The 19,547-nt window shown below is 66.2% G+C and carries 16 protein-coding genes and 2 pseudogenes; 13 read left to right on the top strand and 5 right to left on the bottom strand.

Annotation, left to right across the window (positions count from 1 at the left end):
- Positions 1-61: 61 nt before the first annotated feature.
- A complete protein-coding gene (locus tag GFD32_RS14295) occupies positions 62-2,209 on the bottom strand; it encodes a TonB-dependent receptor domain-containing protein (protein ID WP_163577277.1) in 2,148 nt (715 codons plus the stop codon).
- A 221-nt stretch (positions 2,210-2,430) separates the two neighbouring features.
- On the opposite strand from GFD32_RS14295, the gene GFD32_RS14300 reads away from it, so the two are divergent.
- The gene (locus tag GFD32_RS14300) at positions 2,431-2,673 is read left to right on the top strand and encodes an ABC transporter ATP-binding protein (protein WP_163577278.1); all 243 of its coding nucleotides are present in this window, start codon (positions 2,431-2,433) and stop codon (positions 2,671-2,673) included.
- Here GFD32_RS14300 and GFD32_RS14305 read toward each other — a convergent pair.
- The 3 genes and pseudogenes from GFD32_RS14305 to GFD32_RS14315 form a co-directional block, all read right to left on the bottom strand.
- Positions 2,591-3,364: pseudogene (locus tag GFD32_RS14305) on the bottom strand (ATP-binding cassette domain-containing protein); the annotation flags it as partial. The gene GFD32_RS14300 and the pseudogene GFD32_RS14305 sit on opposite strands and share 83 nt — an antisense overlap.
- A gap of 52 nt (positions 3,365-3,416) precedes the next feature.
- The gene (locus GFD32_RS14310) at positions 3,417-4,478 is read right to left on the bottom strand and encodes a FecCD family ABC transporter permease (protein WP_163577280.1); all 1,062 of its coding nucleotides are present in this window, start codon (positions 4,476-4,478) and stop codon (positions 3,417-3,419) included.
- Positions 4,475-5,422, bottom strand: coding sequence for a heme/hemin ABC transporter substrate-binding protein (locus tag GFD32_RS14315; protein WP_163577281.1), 948 nt, complete (start codon positions 5,420-5,422; stop codon positions 4,475-4,477). Before GFD32_RS14315 ends, GFD32_RS14310 begins: the two co-directional genes overlap by 4 nt.
- A gap of 232 nt (positions 5,423-5,654) precedes the next feature.
- On the opposite strand from GFD32_RS14315, the gene GFD32_RS14320 reads away from it, so the two are divergent.
- The 5 genes from GFD32_RS14320 (at position 5,655) to GFD32_RS14340 (ending at position 12,301) form a co-directional block, all read left to right on the top strand.
- Positions 5,655-7,706, top strand: coding sequence for a TonB-dependent receptor plug domain-containing protein (locus GFD32_RS14320; RefSeq protein WP_163577282.1), 2,052 nt, complete (start codon positions 5,655-5,657; stop codon positions 7,704-7,706).
- Positions 7,707-7,734: 28 nt separating this feature from the next.
- Positions 7,735-9,141 (top strand): heme anaerobic degradation radical SAM methyltransferase ChuW/HutW, encoded by a 1,407-nt coding sequence (gene hutW / locus GFD32_RS14325; RefSeq protein WP_163577283.1) that lies wholly within the window; start codon positions 7,735-7,737, stop codon positions 9,139-9,141.
- 34 nt (positions 9,142-9,175) lie between these two features.
- Complete coding sequence (gene hutX / locus GFD32_RS14330; RefSeq protein ID WP_163577284.1) at positions 9,176-9,724, top strand: heme utilization cystosolic carrier protein HutX; 549 nt, start codon at positions 9,176-9,178, stop codon at positions 9,722-9,724.
- Positions 9,725-10,006: 282 nt separating this feature from the next.
- Positions 10,007-11,314, top strand: coding sequence for a D-alanyl-D-alanine carboxypeptidase (locus tag GFD32_RS14335; protein ID WP_163577285.1), 1,308 nt, complete (start codon positions 10,007-10,009; stop codon positions 11,312-11,314).
- Positions 11,315-11,425: 111 nt separating this feature from the next.
- Positions 11,426-12,301 (top strand): DMT family transporter, encoded by an 876-nt coding sequence (locus GFD32_RS14340; protein WP_163577286.1) that lies wholly within the window; start codon positions 11,426-11,428, stop codon positions 12,299-12,301.
- Positions 12,302-12,312: 11 nt separating this feature from the next.
- Here the strand turns inward: GFD32_RS14340 and GFD32_RS14345 are convergent, their stop codons facing one another.
- Complete coding sequence (locus GFD32_RS14345; RefSeq protein ID WP_320416221.1) at positions 12,313-12,975, bottom strand: DUF1826 domain-containing protein; 663 nt, start codon at positions 12,973-12,975, stop codon at positions 12,313-12,315.
- A 106-nt stretch (positions 12,976-13,081) separates the two neighbouring features.
- On the opposite strand from GFD32_RS14345, the gene GFD32_RS14350 reads away from it, so the two are divergent.
- The 7 genes and pseudogenes from GFD32_RS14350 (at position 13,082) to thrS (ending at position 19,539) form a co-directional block, all read left to right on the top strand.
- Complete coding sequence (locus tag GFD32_RS14350; RefSeq protein ID WP_163577287.1) at positions 13,082-13,507, top strand: TraR/DksA family transcriptional regulator; 426 nt, start codon at positions 13,082-13,084, stop codon at positions 13,505-13,507.
- Positions 13,507-14,727 carry a zinc metallochaperone GTPase ZigA gene (zigA, locus tag GFD32_RS14355; protein ID WP_163577288.1) on the top strand — a complete coding sequence of 407 codons (1,221 nt, stop codon included), beginning with the start codon at positions 13,507-13,509 and terminating at the stop codon, positions 14,725-14,727. Before GFD32_RS14350 ends, zigA begins: the two co-directional genes overlap by 1 nt.
- Before the next feature lie 3 nt (positions 14,728-14,730).
- The gene (locus GFD32_RS14360; protein WP_163577289.1) at positions 14,731-15,804 is read left to right on the top strand and encodes a CobW family GTP-binding protein; all 1,074 of its coding nucleotides are present in this window, start codon (positions 14,731-14,733) and stop codon (positions 15,802-15,804) included.
- 24 nt (positions 15,805-15,828) lie between these two features.
- Positions 15,829-16,725, top strand: a complete 897-nt coding sequence (gene folE2 / locus GFD32_RS14365) for a GTP cyclohydrolase FolE2 (RefSeq protein WP_163577290.1) — start codon at positions 15,829-15,831, stop codon at positions 16,723-16,725.
- Positions 16,725-17,132, top strand: a complete 408-nt coding sequence (gene hisI / locus GFD32_RS14370) for a phosphoribosyl-AMP cyclohydrolase (RefSeq protein ID WP_163577291.1) — start codon at positions 16,725-16,727, stop codon at positions 17,130-17,132. Before folE2 ends, hisI begins: the two co-directional genes overlap by 1 nt.
- Positions 17,133-17,189: 57 nt before the next feature.
- Positions 17,190-17,369: pseudogene (locus tag GFD32_RS14375) on the top strand (cysteine--tRNA ligase); the annotation flags it as partial.
- A 148-nt stretch (positions 17,370-17,517) separates the two neighbouring features.
- Complete coding sequence (thrS, locus tag GFD32_RS14380) at positions 17,518-19,539, top strand: threonine--tRNA ligase (RefSeq protein WP_163577292.1); 2,022 nt, start codon at positions 17,518-17,520, stop codon at positions 19,537-19,539.
- The last annotated feature ends 8 nt before the right edge of the window (positions 19,540-19,547 follow it).

The following is a 19,547-nucleotide window of genomic DNA, read 5'->3' on the forward strand; positions in this document are numbered from 1 at the left end:
ACGAAAACCCCGGCGTGGCCGGGGCGAAGGGTCGAGGTCGAAACAGGATGCGGAGATACCGTCAGAACTCGTAGCGAGCGGAGAGCCAGAGACGGCGCCCCTCTTCGCTGTTGGCGTAGCGGTTACCGTAGGAGTCACGCGGCCCACTGCGTGTCTGCGCGACATAGTGGCCGTAATCGATGAAGTTCTTGTCGAACAGGTTCTGAACGGTGGCGCTGACGGTGAAGGCGTCGGTGACCCGGTAGCTGCCACCCAGATGGAACAGGGTGTATGACTTGAAGTCGCCCAGGTCGTCATAGGATGCCCCGCCGCGGATTTGCTCACGGGCACGATAGCGCTCGCTGCGGTACTCGCCAGATAGCCAGGTACTCAGTCTATCGGTGGCCTGCCAGCGCAGGGTGCCGTTGATGGCGTGCTTCGGGGTGTCGGTCAGTGGCTCGCCTTGCTGCTCGCCACTCTTCTGCTCGCTGTCCGTGTAGGTGTAGTTGAGGTTCAGGTTGACACTCTCCGACAGTTGGACGCGGGTGGCGAGTTCGATGCCCTGGGTCTCGGCCTCGTCGACGTTGATATCCTGGGCGTAGACTCCATCCGGAATCTGGGGGTTGCCGCTGACGACGATATCGGGACCGGCGGCGATCTTGTCATCGAAGCGGTTGTGGAACAGCGTGGCGCTAGCCATGAAGCCCACGCCGTTGTCGTATTGAGCGGAAATCTCGCTGCTGGTGCTCTTTTCCGGCTGCAGGTCGGGGTTGCCGATGGTCAGGATGGTACCCTGGCCGGTTACGCCATTGACTCCGTCGTGCAGGTCGTTGAGCGACGGCGTCTTGTAGCCACGGCTAATGCCACCCTTCAGTGTCCAGTCGTCGGTGGCGCTCCACACCAGGTAGCCGCGCGGGCTGAACTGGCTGCCGAAGGCGTCGTGATGGTCGTAGCGGCCGCCCAGGGTCAGCGCCCAGTCCTCGGCTAGCCACCACTCATCTTCGGTGAAGAGTGCCCAGGTAGTCTGAGAGAACGTCTCGGTAGCCAGCCCGTCGGTCAGCTCGGAATCCATCCACTGGCCACCCAGGGTCAGCATGTGGTCACCAAGCGGCATCACATACTTGCTGTCGAGCACGGTGTTGGTGGTCTCGAGCTCGCGGTCATCGCCGCCCACGATCTCCGGGAAGCCCGCGTACGACTGCCCCAGGGTGCCGGGGATGGTGCGCCCTTTGGTTTCGGTGGTGTTGTGCATCAGGCTCGATTCCAGGGTGCCGGAGGCGAAGCGCCCAGTGTGGCCGATGGCGACCTGGTCGCGCTCGAAGCGCAGCTCGTCGCTGTAGCCGTTGGCCTCGCCTGGTGCAGGTTCGCAACTGCGGGTGCGCCCGTCGAGGGTGCCCAACTGGCAATTATCATTATTGAAGCGCTGGCGGCTGGTCTCGCCGTCGAGCCACAGATCATGATCCTGGTGCGGGGTCAGGGTGAGCTTGGCGCCCAAACTATAGATATCCCCCTCGACAGGGCTGGGGCCACGCTGGCTGACGGGCTGTTCATCGCCGTTATCGTCGATGTAGGTGAGGTTGGACGCGTCGCGGTCGTAGAAACGGCCGCGTACCTGTAGCCCCAGAGTCTCCTCGACCAGCGGGCCGCTGACATGGACGCTGGTCTCGCGGCTGTCACCATATTCGTTGTGCTCGTTGAGGCTGGTTTCGGCCTGTACCGAGCCACTCCACTCGTCGCTCACCTTGCGGGTGATGATATTGATCACGCCACCCATAGCGTCGGAGCCGTAGAGGGTCGACATCGGCCCGCGGATTACCTCGATGCGCTCGATGGCCGAAACCGGCGGCATGAAGTTGGTGGAGGTCTCGCCGAAGCCGTTGGGTGTGACGCTGCCGGCGGTGTTCTGGCGACGGCCGTCGATCAGAATCAACGTGTAGTCGCTGGGCATGCCGCGGATGCTGATGTTGCGACCGCCGGTTTTGCCCACCTGGCCGCCTACGTCGACACCTTCCACACCCCGCAGGGCGTCGGCGATGTTGGTGACCCGTTTCTCTTCTAGTTCCTGACGAGTGACCACCGAGATGCTGGCCGGTGCCTCGGCCATGGCCTGCTCGAAGCCGGCGGCGGTGACCACGATGTTGTCCAACTGCGGGCTCTCCTGGGCCAGGGCGGAGGAGGAGGCGGCCAGGGCCACGGCGCTGGCCAGGGCTTTGGGGGCGATGCGGTTCATGGCATTCCTTGAATGATATTGATTATCAAAAGCGTGGAAATTCTAGGGGAGAAAGTTCACCAGATGATAGGTATTTTCATGAAACGCCATGTTGCATGAACTGGAACGCTGCCGTGGCCCGTGACTAAGCCCGGCATGGTGGGGCCGATCGGCTTGGAGATCGCTCGCTTGCTGCCGTCGCCGCGCTGCTGTTCGCCTCGGCCCTGGCCGACGCCCTGGTGATGGTGCTGCACGACCTCACCAGCGTCAGCCGCTATGCCGATCATCTGCTGGCCCTTTACGAAGGGCGGCTGGTGGCCGCCGGGTCGCCGCGGGAGGTGGTGGCGGAGGCACTGGTACGGCGGCTCTACGGCATCGACTGCACTCGGGTACGCGACCCGGTCAGCGGTGCGCCGCTGCTTGCCGACCTGCGGCGCGCCGGGGCCGGTCGTCGGGAGACAGGCAGGCGGCATAGTCGGGCGTGACGGCCAGGGTGTCGCCCAGATCGCGGACCGAGATCGGCATGTCGTACAGCTCGCTGAGGCGCCGGTGCGTCAGGACCCGGTGCGCTGGGCCTTCGTCGAGGATGCGGCCATCCTTGAGCAGCAGCAGGCGGTCCGCCACGCTGGCGGCCAAGGTAGGGTCATGCAGGATGGCCAATACGCTGACACCTTCCCGGCAGGCCTGGCGTGCCGCCTTGAGCACCGTCATCTGGTGACGCAGGTCGAGGCTGGCCGTCGGCTCGTCGATCAGCAGGTAGCGGCCGCCGCCCAACGCCTGCCCCGCCCACAGCTGTGCCAAGACGCGTGCCATGTGCGTGCGCAGCCGTTCGCCCCCCGAGAGCGAGGGTACCTGGCGTTCTGCCAGTGAGCGGAGGTCCAGGCGCTGCATGGCCCTATCGACGAGGGTATCGGCTCGGTGGGGGGCCAGCTCGCGGGGAATGCCCAGGCGAATCAGTTCGGCGACGCGAAAGGGGGCCCCGATGCTCGGGGTTTGTTCGAGCACGGCGCGTCGTATGGCCAACTGGCCAGGCGCCAGGCTCGAAGGGACGAGGCCGTCCATCCGCAGGAACCCCGTCGGGCGCTGAGCGCCGCTGAGGCAGTGCATGAGCGTGGACTTGCCGGCGCCGTTCGGTCCCAGCACGGCCACGAATTCGCCCGGTGCCAGCTGCAGGCTAACGTCGTCGAGCAGGGGCCGGTCGTCGACGACCAGGTGTAGTCCGCTTGCCTCAAGCATCTTGCCTCCGATGTCTGCGCGTCAGCAGCCACAGGAAGAAGGGGCCACCCAGCAGGCTGGTGGCGATGCCGATCGGCGGCTCCTGCGGCGGGATGGCGAGCCGCACGGCCAGGTCGGCACCCAGCACCAGGCTCACCCCGAGCAGGGCGGCGGTGGGCAGCACCCAGCGGTGGCCATGGCCGACCAGCAGTCTGGCCAGGTGGGGTGCCACCAGCCCGATGAAGCCGATGGGCCCGGCCGCTGCCGTGACGGCACCCACGCTCACGGCGGCGGACAGCGCCATGCGTCGTTTGCAGCGCTCGACGTCCAGGCCGGCATGGAAGGCCTGGCGTTCGCCCAGTTGAAACAGGTCCAGGCCATGGGCATGACGCCAGAACGTCGGCACGCACGCCAGGGTCGCCGCCAGGGCCACGGTGACCACGGGCCAGCTGGCATGCCCCAGGCCGCCCATGTTCCAGAAGGTCAGGTCGCGCAGCGCCTGGTCGTCGGAGACGTAGACCAGCACGCCGATGATGGCGCCAGCGATGGTGTTGATGGCCACGCCGATCAGGATCAGTGTCGCCATCGAGGTTTCGCCGCTGCGTCGGGACAGGGTGAAAACGCAGGCGATCACCAGGCTGCCACCCAGGAAGGCCGACAGCGGCAGGAGGAAAGGCTGCAGAAAACCGGGCAGCTCGGTGGCGAAGAGGCCGCCGAGGACGATGACGCTGACGGCTCCCAGGGAAGCGCCGGCCGTGACGCCGATCAGCCCGGGGTCGGCCAGCGGGTTGCGCAACACGCCTTGTAGAGCGGTGCCGGACAGGGCCAGGGCCACGCCGACGGCGATGCCCAGGGTCAGGCGTGGCAGGCGGATCTGCCACAGGATGCCGGCGTCCAGCGGCTCGCCACCGCCGAGCAGTACGGCCAGCAGACGGTCGCCACTGATGGTGACGGGGCCGAGCAGCAGTTCGGCCAGCGCCATCAGGATGGCGAGAATGGCCAGGCCCGCAAGGATCGCTTGCGGGCGGTGTCGCTCTGCTACGGTGCGCCGTCGCGACAGCGTGGGCGATGTCATGGTCGGTCGTGCGTCGAGGCGAAGCGCTGCGGATGCAATGCCTGGCCCAGTTCGCGGATGGCCTGCGGCGTGCGTGGCCCGAACCCGAGCAGCAGCATGCCGTCCATGGCGATCAGCCGTCCTTCCTTGCCGGCCGGTGTCTGGCCGAGGTCAGGGCGCTCCAGTAACCACTCCTGGCTGTTCTGCCCCGCCACCTGGGATGACATCACCAGCGCCGCTTCCGGCTGCAGGTCGATGACGGCTTCCGGAGAGATGGGGCTGTAGCCGTCGATGCCGCCCGTCATCGGCTCGCCACCGGCACGTCGGATGATATCGGCCACTGCGGTGCCCTCACCGCCGATCATCAATGGGCCCTCGCCGGCGGAGAGTACGAAGAGCACGCGCGGGCGCTGCGTGACGTCGTCGAGCCGGTGCGTCACCTCTTCGAGCTCGCGCTCGAATCGGCCGACGAGCCGTTCCGCCTCCGCCTGGCGCTCCAGAGCGCTGCCCACGAAGCGTATCTTGGCCGGCACGTCGCGCTCGGCATCGCCCGATAGCTCGGGTGCCCGTTCGAGTGCCACGCCCGCATCGCGAATGCGTTCCAGAGCGGTATCCGGCCCGGCGTAATGGCTGGCCAATACCCGGTCTGGCCTCAGCGAGAGCACGCCTTCCGCCGACAGCGAGCGGACGTAACCGATGCTGGGAAGTTCGAGAGCCGCGTCGGGATGGGTGGAGGTACTGTCGACGCCGACGACGCGTTCGCCTTCCCCCAAGGCATAGACGATCTCCGTCAGGTCGCCTCCGGCGACCACCAGCCGTTCGGCCGCGTTGGCGGGCAGGCTGGCAAGAGCGGCCAGCATGATGGCGGCCAACAGCCATGGAAGGCGGTTGGCGGCTTGGTAAGCCGAAGTTGGCGCCAGCGATCGTGTCGCCGCTCCTCGAGTGGAACGTGGAAAAGCCAGCATGGCGATCTTTTCCTGTTAATAGTGAGAAATATAACCGTTCTCAACAATAGGCGGCGAATCTCGATTTGGCAAGTGCGGCGAATCGGCGCAGCGAAACCATCGGGGATTTTTTGATGCAGGCCATAGTTGTGATCGATTCATGTTTGATAAAGATTATTATTTGTATGTAGGCTGTCATATTGCATCGGATGCCGCATGAGCGTGAGGCATTCGTGGTTTCCAGGAGAACGACATGGCGATGTGTGAAACGAGGGAGTGGGGGTTGGCCTTGTGTCTCGTCGCGGCTGGCGCCAGCGTGGCCCATGCCGAAGCGGCGACCGGGGAGGGCGATTCCGAGCCGGCCTCCCTGGACACCCTGGTGGTACTGGGTACCGGCAGCGAGGTGTCGATCTTCGACAACCCCGCTTCGGTGTCGACCGTGGAGGCGGATGACCTGCGGCGCAACGCGTCGTCCAGCGTGGCGGACCAGCTCAGGGACGTGCCAGGGGTCAAGGTGTTCGACGACGGCACGGCCGGCATGAAGCGCATCATGATCCGCGGCGAGACGTCTCGCCGCGTCACCGTGCAGGTCGACGGCCATGCGCTGACCGATCACTCGCCCTACGGCACGCCGCTGCTGATCGATCCGTCCACCATCGAGCGGATCGAGGTGGTTCGCGGGCCCTCCTCGGTGCTCAGCGGTTCCAACGCCATCGGTGGCGTGGTCAACATCATCACGCGCCGGGGCGGCGAACGACCGCTGGAGGGCAGTCTTTCCGCGACGGGATATTCGGCCACCGACGGGTTTCGCACCACCGCCAATCTTCAGGGGGCGCTGGGCGCCGTCGACTGGCGCCTGACCGCGGGGCTCGGCGACGAAGACGACCGGCGAACGCCCGATGGGCGATTGCGGCCTTCGAGCCATGCGCAGGATCAGCTTTCGGCACACCTCGGTTATACCGCCGGCAATCACTATTGGGCGCTCAAGGCGGACCAGTACCGACTCGAGGCGGACGTCTACAATCCGGTTCCCGAGGGGTTCGACGCCTTTTCCATTCGCCTTCCGCAGCGCGACCTGCGCAAGGTCGGCCTGTTCTACGAGGGAGACTCGCCGTTGCCCTGGGTCGAGAGCCTCGAAGCCAGTCTCTATCACCAGACCATCGACCGGCTGTTCGAGAACCAGGCGGCGATGAGCAACGGCATGGAGATCGGCGGCACCAGCGACGATCGCCAGACCACCTATGGCCTGGACGTTCAGGCCGACCTCCGCGTGGCCGACGTCGGCAACACCGTGATCGGTGTTGAGTACGAAAACGACGCGCTCGACACCGACAAGACCTCGGATGTCTTCATGCCTTTTCCGCCGCCCAACGGCCAGCGCACCGTCACGTCGACGGCCGATGAGGCGCGCATCGAGACCTTGTCGGGGTATGCCCAGCAGGCGTGGGAGCTGGGCGAGGCGACCACGCTCTATTTCGGTGGGCGGGTCTATGCGGTAGAAGCCGAACTCGAGGCCAGTGCCGACAAGGCACTGCAAGACAATACCGATGAGCGCGTGCTCGGCTCGCTGAGTCTCGTGCATCGCCCTTCAGAGGCATGGTCGCTGCGCGCCAATCTGGCTCAGGGCTATTCCTATCCCACCCTGCAGCAGTTGTTCCTGACCACGACGGCAGGCGGCATCACCATCATCGGCAACTCCGACCTGTCGCCCGAGACGGCCGAGACCCTGGAGCTGGGAGCCCGCTATCGCGGCGACCGGGTGACCCTGGATGCCACGCTTTTCCATACCCGCGCCGAAGACTACATCGGCGAGGAAGACCTGGGCGGCGGTGGCTCGGGGCCCAGCCAGCGGGGTTACGTCAACGTTCACGAGGCCCGGACCACGGGGCTAGAACTGCTGGCCGAGTACGGCCTGCCGGCCTGGGATGCCTCGCTCTATCTCAACGGCAGCGTGCTGCGACGCGAGTTCGACTATGGCTCGTCGAGCACCACCGACAGCGGCACGCCGCGCTTTGCCGGGCGCGTCGGCATCCGCCACGACTGGGCGGTGACGCCGGTCACCCAGGCCGAGATCGATCTCTTCGTGCGTGCCGAAAGCGAGGCGAAACAGCGTGACGCCGAGGGTGAACTGACCTCCCGGGCCGCCGGATACGGCACCGTCAACGCCTATCTGGGGCTCAGCCATGGCGCGCGCTTCGATGTCGGACTGAACCTGAACAATCTATTCGACAAGGCCTACCAGCCGTATGGCGAGATCCCGGGGGAGGGGCGCAGTGCCAGCCTGACCGGCACGCTGCATTTCTGACCCAGGTGAAAAGTGAAGGGTATCGAAGATGGGACAGTCCACGTGGGATGAGCCGCGCCGTTCGCCGAGGCGCATCCCTCTGTCTGAGCCGGATCACGCGCTGCCCCGGGTCGCCGTGAACCCGCTGCGTCGGGCATTCGACAAGCGAACTCCGGTGATGCCCTGGCGCGACAAGCGGCCGGTGCCGGAGGCGGACGTGCCGGCGATCTGGCAGCGTCTGATGGAAACGCCGATGGCGGTCGGCCCGTGCCTGGCCTACGTACATGTTCCGTTCTGTGCCAATCACTGCCTGTTCTGCGGGTTCTATCGGAATCGCTATCAGCGTGACGACTCCGCACGCTACGTCCAGGCGATCATCGACGAGCTGTGCCGGGAGGCCGATGCGAGTCAGTGGCAGGAAGGCATCGTGGAGGCGGTCTACCTGGGCGGCGGCACGCCCTCGGCCCTGGAGCCCCCGGATCTGGTACGCCTGATCGAGGCGCTGCGCCAAGAGTTGCCCCTGGCGCCCGATGCCGAATTCACGGTGGAGGGACGCATCCTGCATTTCGACGGCGAGAAGGTGGACGCCTGTCTCGATGCCGGGGTCAATCGCCTTTCCATCGGCGTGCAGAGTTTCGACACCCGGGTGCGTCAGCAGCAGGGGCGGCGTGCCACCGGCGAGGCCGCGGAACGCTATATCGAGTCGCTGGTGGCCCGTGACCGGGCCGCGGTGGTGATCGATCTGATGTATGGCCTGCCCGGGCAGAGCCAGAGAGTCTGGCAGCAGGATCTGGAAACCAGTCTCGCGCTGGCGCCCGATGGGCTCGACGTCTACTGCCTGTCGATGTTCCCGGGGACGCCCCTGCACCAGGCGGTCGGTAATGGCCGCGTGGTGCCGCCGGCTTCGCTGGAATGTCGCGCCGAGATGTACGGCATGGCCAGCGAACAACTGGCGGCGGCAGGGTGGCAGCAGATCAGCAACAGCCACTGGGCGGCCACGCCTCGCGAGCGCAACGCTTACAACCGGCTGATCAAGACGGGGGCGACCACGCTGGCCTTCGGCTCCGGTGCCGGCGGCAAGCGAGGAAGCTACAGCTACACCCTCGACGGCGATCTGGAAGGCTACCTGTCGACCGTGAATCGAGGACGCAAGCCCCTGGCCGGCATGCTGCAGGGCGATGCGTTGCAGCCCCTGCGCGATGTCGTCTGCGGGGATCTGGAAGTGGGGGCTCTCGATCTCCAGCGGCTCCCCGCGGTGATGTCCGCCGCCGCCGATGCCTTGCCGGAGCTGCGTCATCTGGTCGACGTGTGGCAGCGGGCCGGCTTGGCCGAACGTCATGGCGACCGCGTGACACTGACCACCGCCGGCTGCTTCTGGAGTTCCAATCTCATCGCCGGCTTCAACCAACGGCTGGCTTCCCTGACGGCCGTGTCGAGCGACGGCGAGTCATCTTGAACCGGACCACTGCCCTTCAACAGGAGAGACTGCAATGTCACACCCCCAAGCCGATGCAACATCTCGCCAAGGCCGCCTGGACGCACTTCGCCAGCAGCTGGCGGAAAGCCAGGACGGCATGCTGGAGGCCCTGGCCGTCCAGCACTCCCTCTCGCTGCTGGAGGTGGTGAGCTGCCTGCCACGGCACTGTTGGCAGCGCGTCTCTGGCGAGCATTTCGTCGAGGTGCTCGGCGAGCTGGCCGGTTGGGGAGCGCTGACGACCATCGTCCACACGCCGGACGTGATTCTCGAGTACAGCGGCCCCTTTCCCGAAGGCAAGCTTGGCCATGGGTTCTACAACCTGCAGGGCGGGCACGCTCTCAGCGGCCACCTGAAGCCCGACCGCTGTGCAACCATCGTCTTCCTGCGGCGCCCTTTCATGGGCCTGGAAACGGCCTCGGTGCAGTTCTTCAACGAGGCGGGCGATGCCATGTTCAAGGTCTACCTCGGCCGCGATGAGGCGCGCCGGCTGCGAGCCGATCAGCTCGAGCGTTTCACCGCTCTGGGGCAGCGCCTGGCATCTGCCGAAGCCGTCGGTTCATAAGCGCCGTTCTGCTCTCCGTGGCGAGCCATGGGGTCGGTCTGCTGCTGGCCCGGCTCGCGTGATGGGCCAGCAGCGTCGACCCTCTCGCGCCTTCGAGTTGCCCGGTTGCTCGACAGGCCAGGTCACGAGCTTGATGCGGCATGGTTGCCATTCGATAGTATGGCTATGCTACCTGCGGCTATTCGTTGCAGCCAATTGACCAATTTTTGTCCATACTGGTGCAGGCCCCACCTGAAAGAAGAAGGGCAGTAGGGAACCACCAAGGGAACAGAGGTGCCAGCCATGCCACCCGCCTACCGAAATCCTGTCGGCACGCTTCTTGGCGTGCTGTTCGGCTGCCTGATGTTGCTGAGCGTCGGGCAGGTCCACGCCAATCCGCGCTATGCGGCCATCGTGGTCGATGCCGAGAGCGGCGCCGTGCTGCATGCCGCCAACGCCGATGCCACTCGCTATCCGGCATCGCTGACCAAGATGATGACGCTCTACCTGCTGTTCGAGGCCCTCGAAGATGGCGGCCTGACCCTCGACCAACCGCTGCCGGTTTCGACCTATGCCGCTTCCAAGCCGGCCTCCAAGCTCTATCTCAAGGCGGGGTCGACCATTCCCGTGGAGACGGCCATCGAGGCGCTGGTGATCAAGTCGGCCAACGACGTGGCGGTGACGGTGGCCGAGGCGCTGGGCGGCAGCGATGAGCACTTCGCCAGCATGATGACGCGCAAGGCGCGCGAGCTGGGGATGTCGGATACCGTCTTCCGCAATCCCCATGGCCTGCCCGACGCGCGCCAGGTCACCACGGCGCGGGATATGGCCACCCTTGCGCTACGGGTGATGAAGGACTTCCCCCAGCATTACCACTACTTTTCCCGAACACGCTTCCACTGGAACGGCAAGACCATCACCGGCCACAATCGCCTGCTGGACGATTACCCGGGTGCCGACGGTCTCAAGACCGGTTTCATTCGCGCTTCGGGCTTCAACGTGGCCACGTCGGCGGTGCGCCACGACCGGCGCATCCTCACGGTGGTAATGGGCGGCTTCACGGCGGCCTCTCGCGATGCGCACACGGCCGACCTGCTCGATCGCGGCTACCTGCGCCTGGCGATGCAGCGGCGTGGCGACTGGGTCGCCCAGGCCGACCTGTCCGGCGATCGCATGGCGTTGCCCGAACCGATGCCGGCAACGCAGCCCACCCGACAGCTGGCTTCGGCCGAGGCTGATTCATCCTGGTCGCAGGCGCTGGCCGCTCGCGAGGCATCGTCCATGCTGACCGAACCCGATACCGAGATGGGCTCTGCCGACGACCCCATCCAGGCGCTGCTGGCACGCAACGACGCGACATCGTCCGGTGGGGCCTGGGCCGTGCAGGTCGGAGCCTTCAGCAATGCCGACCAGGCGCGCAGCCTGGCGGCGCGGGCGGCCGACCGTCTGGCCAGCGTAGTCCAAGGGGTCCGCGTGGCGGTTGCCGAAGCGCAGGACGCACCGCAGCTGTTCCGTGCGCGCCTGGTCGATCTGCAGGAAGGCGATGCCCACACGGCGTGTCGCAGTCTGCGTCAGCAGGGCATGGACTGCATGGTGGTGGCACACAACTGACGTCGGCGCCCTTGCTGCCCACCGCCTAACCCGTTAGCTTGGGAACCAATCAGCCCCGCCGACCTCCGGTCGGCGGGGTGGTTTTTTGGTCGGGCCAGCCGGGAGGTCGTGATGTCACCGTCGTTCAAGGGGATACTGTTCATGTGCGCCGGCGTGCTGTGCCTGGCCATCGGCGATGCCATCGCCAAGTGGCTGGGCGAGGTGCACTCGCCGCTGCAGATCATCTTCTTTCGGACGCTGGTGTCGTTGCCGCTCATCGCCCTGCTGGCCCACTTCGGTGGCGGCCTGCGCAAGCTGCGCACCCGGCGTCCCGGCGTGCATCTGATACGAGGGCTGATCTACACCGGCACCATGGGCTGCTTCGTGCTGGGGCTGACGATGCTGCCCCTGGCCGAGGCCACGGCCATTGCCTTCGCCGCACCGCTGTTCGTCACCCTGCTGTCGGTACCGTTGCTCGGCGAGCGCGTGGATGGACCGGTCATGGCCGCCTCGCTACTGGGGTTCGTGGGTGTGCTGGTGATCGTGCGTCCGGGCGGCGAGAGCTTTCATCCCGGCGCCCTGGCCATGCTGGGGGCCGCCGTCTTCTATGCGCTGCTGATGGTCACGTCGCGCCGCTACGGAGGGCGCGAGCACCTCTGGGCCATGGTCTTCTACATGAACCTGGTGCCCTTGGTGGTTGCCGCCCTGAGTCTGCCGCTAGTGTGGCGGACCCCCTATCCCGAGCACTGGCCGGCCTTTCTCGCTGCCGGCGTGTTCGGCGTGGGTGCCACGGCCTGCATTACCATGGCCTTTCGGCATGCCCCGGCGGCCATTGCCGCGCCCTTCGACTACACCGCCATGCTGTGGGCGGTACTGCTCGGCTGGTGGTTCTGGGGCGAGATGCCCGACCTGTGGGTGTTCGTCGGCAGTGCCCTGATCATCGGCAGCGGCCTGGCCATCGCCTACCACGACCGCCGTACCACGCTGAAGCGGCGTCCGACGCTGTAAAGCGCCTTCCCCTAGGCGGGGTCCAGCGTCAGTAGCAGGCGCTGCTGGCCATCTTCCAGAGCCGGACTGCGGTGAACCGCGCCCCGCTCCTCGTTGCCGACCCAGCCGCTGCCCTTGAATAGCGCCAGGTCGCCGGTGTCGAGCCGTTGAACGGCGGCCGGGTCGGCGATGGTCTCCGGCTTGTCCGATCGTGGAGCTCCGAGCCCCTGGCGGTTCACGGCCCACTCGGGCAGCCACTCGCTGCCAGGGCCATGGTAGGTCGTGACCAGGCGCACGGGTAGGTTGTCGCAGTGAAAGCGCGGGCACATGGCTTCCTCTAACCGGCGCAGGCGCAGCCCCACGTTGTCGGTGTCAAAGAGATAGGCCACGGCCTCGGCCAGGGTCACGATGTCCTCGATCAGCGCGCTGCAAGCACCGGGAGCATGAAGCCGGTTCAGCAGCTCGATGCGCAGGGTGTCTCCGGGTGTGCCAAGCCAGGAGAAAGATAACGCTCTGTCGGCTTGGCACTGGGCTCTCACGCCGGCCTGCACGTCGTCGGGCAGCCGGCGCCGCAAGATGGCGATGTTGATGTCATCCTCGAAGATCCGGGGCAGGGCGGTGATGTCGTCGCCTTCGACGACATGGGCTGTCTCCTGGGGAGACGGTGTCGCCAAGCATTGAGCGGCCATCGTCATGGGGTCAGTCTCCTCGAATGTGTAGAGCGAGTCTTATGAGGTTGCATATTTGTTATGTTATAACGTATTTTTTCTGGTTCTTGAAGAAGACGCTTGAGGGAGTCCAATGCCATCTGCCGAAGAGGTGCGCCTGCTGGCGATGCCGGATGACGCCTACATGAACGACGAGCAGTTGGCCTTTTTCCGCCGTCGGCTGCTCGATGAGAAGGCCCGCATCGAGGAACACCTGGGGGAGGTTCGTGCCGCCATGGCCTCCCATGATCGCGGCAGCGATGCGCTCGACCAGGCGGCCTTCGAGGAGGAGTTGCGCCTACAACTGCGACAGGCCGATCGCGAAACCCGGCTGCTGACCAATATCGAAGCCGCCCTGAGGCGGATCGAAGAGGACGATTACGGTTACTGCGAAGAGACCGGTGAGCCCATCGGGTTGCCGCGTCTGCTACTGCGCCCCACTGCACGGCTCTGTCTGGAGGCCAAGGAGCGTCAGGAACGGCGCGAGCATCACTATCGCAAGGCAAGAGGAGAGAACTGATGGAGCAAGAACGCGAAGCGCTGCCGGTGACCGTGCTTTCCGGCTTTCTCGGTGCCGGCAAGACGACGCTGCTCAATCATATCTTGGCCAATCGCGAGGGGCGTCGCGTGGCGGTGATCGTCAACGACATGAGCGAGGTCAACATCGATGCCGCCTTGGTGCGCGGCGTCCCCGGCGAGGCGGACGAGGTGACGCTCAATCGGGCAGAGGAACAGCTGGTGGAGATGAGCAACGGCTGCATCTGCTGCACCCTGCGCGAGGATCTGCTGGTCGAGGTCAGTCGTCTTGCTGGCGAAGGCCGCTTCGACACCTTGGTGATCGAGTCCACCGGCATTTCCGAACCGCTGCCGGTTGCCGAGACCTTCACCTTCGAAGACGAGAACGGCCGTAGTCTCTCTCAGGTGGCGCGACTGGATACCCTCGTCACGGTGGTGGACGGGGCCAACTTCCTCGCCCAATACCGGGAGGCGCAGTCGCTGGCCGAGGCAGGCGAAAGCCTCGGTGAGGAGGACGAGCGCAACGTCGCCGATCTGCTGGTCGATCAGGTCGAGTTTTGCGATGTCCTGCTGATCAGCAAGACCGATTTGCTCGACGCGCGTCAGTTGGACGAGCTGATGGCGGTACTGCGCTCGCTCAACCCCGATGCCGAAACGATTCCCATGGCGCATGGCCAGGTGCCGCTGGAGAAGGTGCTGGAAACGGGCTGTTTCAGCTTCGAACGCGCCCAGCAGGCGCCGGGCTGGTTGAAAGAGCTGCGCGGCGAGCACGTGCCGGAAACCGAAGAGTACGGCATCTCGAGTTTCGCCTACCACGCCCGGCGGCCCTTCCATCCGCAGAAATTCTTCGACCTGCTCCACGGCGACTGGTTTGGCAGCAAGCTGCTGCGCTCCAAGGGCTTCTTCTGGTTGGCCACGCGGCCGCAGTTCGCCGGCCAGTGGAGTCAGGCCGGCGGCATCGCCCACTACGGCTTCGCCGGCCTGTTCTGGAAGGCCGTCCCCGAGTCGCACTGGCCCGATGACCCAGCCTATCGTGCGGCTATTCAGGAAAAGTGGCAGGAGCCCTTCGGCGACATGCGCCAGGAGCTGGTGTTCATCGGCCAGAACCTCGACGCGGCGCAGATTCGCCAGGCACTGGATGCCTGCCTGCTGAGCGAGGAGGAGCTGTTGGCCGGCAAGGACGCCTGGCAGGCGCTGCCCGACCCCTTTCCTCCTTGGGAGTGAGCCATGCTGACGGCAGACCTCATCCCGGTCACGGTGCTGACCGGCTTTCTCGGCAGCGGCAAGACCACGCTGCTCAACGAGCTGGTGCGCCAGCCTGCCATGCGCGATGCGCTGGTGGTGATCAACGAGTTCGGGGATATCGGGCTGGATCACCGGCTGGTTGCCGAAGGCGACGAGCACAGCGTGGTGGAGATGAGCAGCGGCTGCCTCTGCTGCACCATTCGCGGCGACCTGAGCCGAAGCGTCCAGCAGGCCTGGGAGGCGCTCGCGAGCGATGGCGGCCGGCCGATCTCGCGGATGATCATCGAGACCACCGGTCTGGCCGACCCGGCTCCGATCCTGCAGACGCTGATGACCGACCACTGGCTCGCCCATCGCTTCCGCCTGGATGGTGTGGTGTGCCTGGTGGATGCTGCCAATGGCGTCTCGACCCTGAACGCCCATCGGGAGTCTCAACGCCAGGCCGCCATCGCCGACTGCCTGCTGATCACCAAGGCCGACCTGGTCGACGAAGCCCGTCTGGCTCGGCTCACCGAGCGGCTGACCGAGATCAATCCGGCGGCCGAGCAGTTGGATGTGCAGCACGGTGCGGTCGACGCCGCACGGCTGACCGCCAAGCGCCTGCCTGTCTCGGATAATGCTGACCGGCAGGTGGAAGGCTGGCTCGGGGCCGGCGCCTATCTGCAGGTGTCACCCATATCGAGCCTCACGCCCTCTGTCAGCGACGCTCCTGCCCCGCTGCTCGCGTCTGACGGCGACGCCCCTTTGAGTCGACACGGCGAGCAGATCCGCTCCTTCTGCTTTCGCGTGGAGACGCCCATTGCCCCCGGGGTGCTGGAAGACTGGCTGGACCTGCTGATGAGTCTGCTCGGCGAAAAGATGCTGCGCATCAAGGCGATCGTGAACGTCGCGGGGCAGGCACAGCCGCTGGCGCTGCACGGCGTGCAGCATATCTTTCACCCGCCGGTGGCCCTGCCGTCGGAAGCCTGCCCGGACGGCGTCTCGCGCTTCGTGTTCATTACCAGCGGCGTGGCGCCCGAGGCCGTGACCCGGTTATTCGACGACTTCGATGCTTAGCAGAAACGCCCAAGCGAGCCCTACATGGAACAACACACTCTGACAGATATCGCCGCCGCACCCGCCACGCGTCTTGGCACGCTGAGTTGGGTCGGGATGGAGGGCATCGCCCTGCCGCTGAAGGTGGCCGGCCAGGCCATCGCCGGCCGCGCTTCGGCGGGCGTCAGCCTCGATGATCCAACGGCCCGCGGCATTCATATGTCGCGTCTCTACCTGGCACTAGCCGAGCTGGAGGGGCAGGAGCTCTCACTGTCGCGGGTGGCCGGGGTGCTCGACGCCTTCCTGGCAAGCCATGAGGGGCTATCCCGCCAGGCCTTTCTCGACCTGGAGGGCGAGGCGCTGTTGCGCCGCCCGGCACTGATCAGCCCGTTGTCGGGATGGAAGACCTACCCCTTCACCCTGTGCTGCCGCCGCGACGCTCAGGGCCTGCACGTCATCCTCGAGCTGAGCGTGGGCTACTCCTCCACCTGCCCATGCTCAGCGGCCCTGGCCCGCCAGCTGATTCAGCAGGCTTTCGACGAGGACTTCGTCGAGATGCCGGTAACCCGCGAAGCGGTACACGCCTGGCTGGGCAGCGAGCAGGGCGTGCTGGCCACCCCCCACAGCCAGCGCAGCCAGGCCCATCTATCGGTGCGTTTGGCGATAGGCCTCGATGAGCTGCCGCTGGAGGCGCTGGTGGAGCGCGTCGAGAAGGCCCTCGGCACGGCCCTGCAAACGGCGGTAAAACGCATCGACGAGCAGGCCTTCGCCCTGGCCAACGGCCAGAACCTGATGTTCTGCGAAGACGCGGCGCGCCGCCTGCATCAGACCCTGCGCGACCTGCCCGGCATCGGGGGCTTCGCCCTTCGCGTGGTGCACGCCGAGAGCCTGCACGCCCACGACGCCGTGGCACGCAGCCAGTGGAACTGGCAGGAGGCGTGATGGATATCTGGCTACAGCTGGAGCAGGCCGAGCGCGGCGAGCGGCGACCGTTGGAGGCGGTGCTAGCCGCCATTCCCTGGAACGCCGACGGCCTGATCACCGCCATCGCCCAGCAGCACGACAGCGGCGAGGTGCTGATGCTGGCCTGGATGAACCGCGAGGCGCTGTTGGAGACCCTGACCACAGAGAGGGTCTGCTACTGGTCGCGTTCGCGGCAGACCCTGTGGCGCAAGGGCGAGAGCTCCGGGCACCGCCAGCGGCTGATAGAAGCGCGCCTGGACTGCGACGGCGATGCGTTGCTGCTGCAGATCGATCAGCAGGGCCCCGCCTGCCACACCGGGCGCCCCAACTGTTTCTACAACGCCATTCGCGACGACTCGGTGGAGGTCATCTCTGCGCCACTGTGACCTGACGCATGAATGCAACGCCACGGGAGCACGATGCAACTCTTCAATACACGGACTCGCCGCCGCGAGGAGATGCTGGCCGGGGCCCGGGTGGAGGTGGCGCCCTACAAGCGCAACCCGCTGGACTTCGTGCTGTGGAAACCCTCCTCTCCGGAGCAGCCGGGCTGGGAGAGCCCCTGGGGGCGCGGACGCCCCGGCTGGCACGTGGAGTGCACCGCCATGATCGGCGAGCGCCTGATGCGCGCCCGCCGCACCCTGCTCGACCACTATCGGGCCCTGTCCGAGCTGGGTGCCGAGGTGCGCGATACACCCGAAGGCCCGAGCTGGCAGCCGACGCTTGCTTAGAACGCGTCCCTGACCCGCCCCCTACAAACGAGAACGCCCCATGACCGAGACGCCTCCTTCCGCCGCCGGCGAGCCCCTCGCCATCACCCTGCCGGACGAGCGCGAGCTCACGCTGGCGTCACCCACCAGCGTGGCCGAAGTCGCCACCGCCATCGGCCCTGGACTGGCCCGCCAGGCACTGGCCGGCAGGGTCGACGGGGCGCTGGTGGACGCCTGCGACCCCATCACCCGGGACGCCCGGGTGCAGGTGATCACGCCAAGCGACCCCGAGGGGCTGGAGATCATCCGCCACTCCTGCGCCCACCTGGTGGGCCACGCCGTCAAGCAGCTCTACCCCGATGCCGAGATGGTGATCGGCCCGGTCATCGACGACGGCTTCTACTACGACATCGCTATCGAGCGCCCCTTCACGCCGGAGGACCAGGCGGCCATCGAGGCGCGCATGAAGGTGCTGATCGCCCGGGAGTACGACGTCATCAAGCGGCGGATTCAGCGGGAAGAGGCCCTGCGGATCTTCCGTGAGCGCGGCGAGAGCTACAAGCGGCGGCTGATCGAGGAGATGCGCGACGAAACCACCCTGGGGCTCTACTTTCATCAGGAGTACGTGGACATGTGCCGCGGCCCCCACGTGCCCAATACTCGCTTTCTCAAGCATTTCCGCCTGACCAAGCTGTCGGGCGCCTACTGGCGCGGTGACGCTCGAAATGCGCAGCTGCAGCGGATCTACGGTACGGCCTGGGCTGACCGCAAGGCGCTCAAGGCCTACCTCAAGCGCTTGGAGGAGGCGGAGAAGCGCGACCACCGCCGCCTGGGGCGCCAGTTGGGGCTCTTTCACTTCCAGGAGGAGGCCCCCGGCGCAGTGTTCTGGCACCCCGGCGGCTGGACCGTGCTGCAGACCCTGATCGCCTACATGCGCCGCCGCCAGGCCGCCGGCGGCTACGTGGAGATCAATACGCCGGACATGATGGACCGTGGCCTGTGGGAAACCTCCGGCCATTGGCAGAACTACCAGGAACACATGTTCACTACCCAGACCGAAGATGGTCGCTCCCTGGCGCTCAAGCCGATGAACTGCCCTGGCAGCGTGCTGCTCTATCGTCATGGCCTGAAGAGCTACCGCGACCTACCCATCCGCATGGGCGAATTCGGCAAGGTGCACCGCTACGAGCCCTCCGGCGCCCTGCACGGCCTGCTGCGGGTGCGCCACTTCACCCAGGATGACGCCCACATCTACTGCACGCCGGAGCAGATGAACGCGGAGTGCCGCCGGGTGGTGGCGCTGGTGCTCGACATCTACCGGGAGTTCGGTTTCGAGGAGGTGCGCCTCAAGCTCTCTACCCGGCCGGAGAACCGCATGGGCAGCGAGGCCATCTGGGACCGCCTGGAGGGGGCCTTGACCGACGCCCTGGAGGCGATGGACCTGGCCTACGAGCTCAACCCCGGCGAAGGCGCCTTCTACGGGCCCAAGCTCGAGTTCGTGCTGCGCGACGCCATCGGACGCGACTGGCAATGCGGTACCCTTCAGGTAGACATGAACCTGCCCGAGCGTTTCGGGCTCGATTACGTGGACGAACAGGGCCAGCGCCAGCGTCCCGTGCTGCTGCACCGCGCGCTGTTCGGCTCCCTGGAACGCTTCCTCGGCATCCTGATCGAGCATCACGCCGGCAAGCTGCCCGCTTGGCTGGCGCCGCAGCAGGCGGTGGTGATGTCGATCACCGAGTCCCAGGCGGGTTATGCCGAGACGCTGACCGAGGCGCTTTGCGACGCCGGGCTACGCGCCGAGGCCGACGTGCGCAACGAGAAGATCGGCTACAAGATTCGCGAGCAGACCCTGCAGCGGATTCCCTTCCTGCTGATCGTCGGCGACCGGGAGACGGCCGAGGGCAGAGTGACCCTGCGCCACCGAGAGGGCACCGACCTCGGCACGCGCGGCGTGGAGGATGCTATTGCCCTGCTCGAAGAGCAGTGTCAGGCCCCCGACCGCGAAGTCCAGCGCCACGAACAGGCGGCCCGTCTGCAGCGCCTGCTCGCCCCGGCGGGCGCCGAGAAGACCTCCGCATGAACTGGATC

Source organism: Halomonas faecis (assembly GCF_010993975.1).
Classification (GTDB): domain Bacteria; phylum Pseudomonadota; class Gammaproteobacteria; order Pseudomonadales; family Halomonadaceae; genus Halomonas; species Halomonas faecis.

Excerpts from the sequence above, each read along its gene's own strand:
- GFD32_RS14295 (WP_163577277.1), bottom strand. The coding sequence starts at position 2,209 with ATGAACCGCATCGCCCCCAAAGCCCTGGCCAGCGCCGTGGCCCTGGCC.
- GFD32_RS14300 (WP_163577278.1), top strand. The coding sequence starts at position 2,431 with ATGGTGCTGCACGACCTCACCAGCGTCAGCCGCTATGCCGATCATCTG.
- GFD32_RS14310 (WP_163577280.1), bottom strand. The coding sequence starts at position 4,478 with ATGACATCGCCCACGCTGTCGCGACGGCGCACCGTAGCAGAGCGACAC.
- GFD32_RS14315 (WP_163577281.1), bottom strand. The coding sequence starts at position 5,422 with ATGCTGGCTTTTCCACGTTCCACTCGAGGAGCGGCGACACGATCGCTG.
- GFD32_RS14320 (WP_163577282.1), top strand. The coding sequence starts at position 5,655 with ATGGCGATGTGTGAAACGAGGGAGTGGGGGTTGGCCTTGTGTCTCGTC.
- hutW (WP_163577283.1), top strand. The coding sequence starts at position 7,735 with ATGGGACAGTCCACGTGGGATGAGCCGCGCCGTTCGCCGAGGCGCATC.
- hutX (WP_163577284.1), top strand. The coding sequence starts at position 9,176 with ATGTCACACCCCCAAGCCGATGCAACATCTCGCCAAGGCCGCCTGGAC.
- GFD32_RS14335 (WP_163577285.1), top strand. The coding sequence starts at position 10,007 with ATGCCACCCGCCTACCGAAATCCTGTCGGCACGCTTCTTGGCGTGCTG.
- GFD32_RS14340 (WP_163577286.1), top strand. The coding sequence starts at position 11,426 with ATGTCACCGTCGTTCAAGGGGATACTGTTCATGTGCGCCGGCGTGCTG.
- GFD32_RS14345 (WP_320416221.1), bottom strand. The coding sequence starts at position 12,975 with ATGACGATGGCCGCTCAATGCTTGGCGACACCGTCTCCCCAGGAGACA.
- GFD32_RS14350 (WP_163577287.1), top strand. The coding sequence starts at position 13,082 with ATGCCATCTGCCGAAGAGGTGCGCCTGCTGGCGATGCCGGATGACGCC.
- zigA (WP_163577288.1), top strand. The coding sequence starts at position 13,507 with ATGGAGCAAGAACGCGAAGCGCTGCCGGTGACCGTGCTTTCCGGCTTT.
- GFD32_RS14360 (WP_163577289.1), top strand. The coding sequence starts at position 14,731 with ATGCTGACGGCAGACCTCATCCCGGTCACGGTGCTGACCGGCTTTCTC.
- folE2 (WP_163577290.1), top strand. The coding sequence starts at position 15,829 with ATGGAACAACACACTCTGACAGATATCGCCGCCGCACCCGCCACGCGT.
- hisI (WP_163577291.1), top strand. The coding sequence starts at position 16,725 with ATGGATATCTGGCTACAGCTGGAGCAGGCCGAGCGCGGCGAGCGGCGA.
- thrS (WP_163577292.1), top strand. The coding sequence starts at position 17,518 with ATGACCGAGACGCCTCCTTCCGCCGCCGGCGAGCCCCTCGCCATCACC.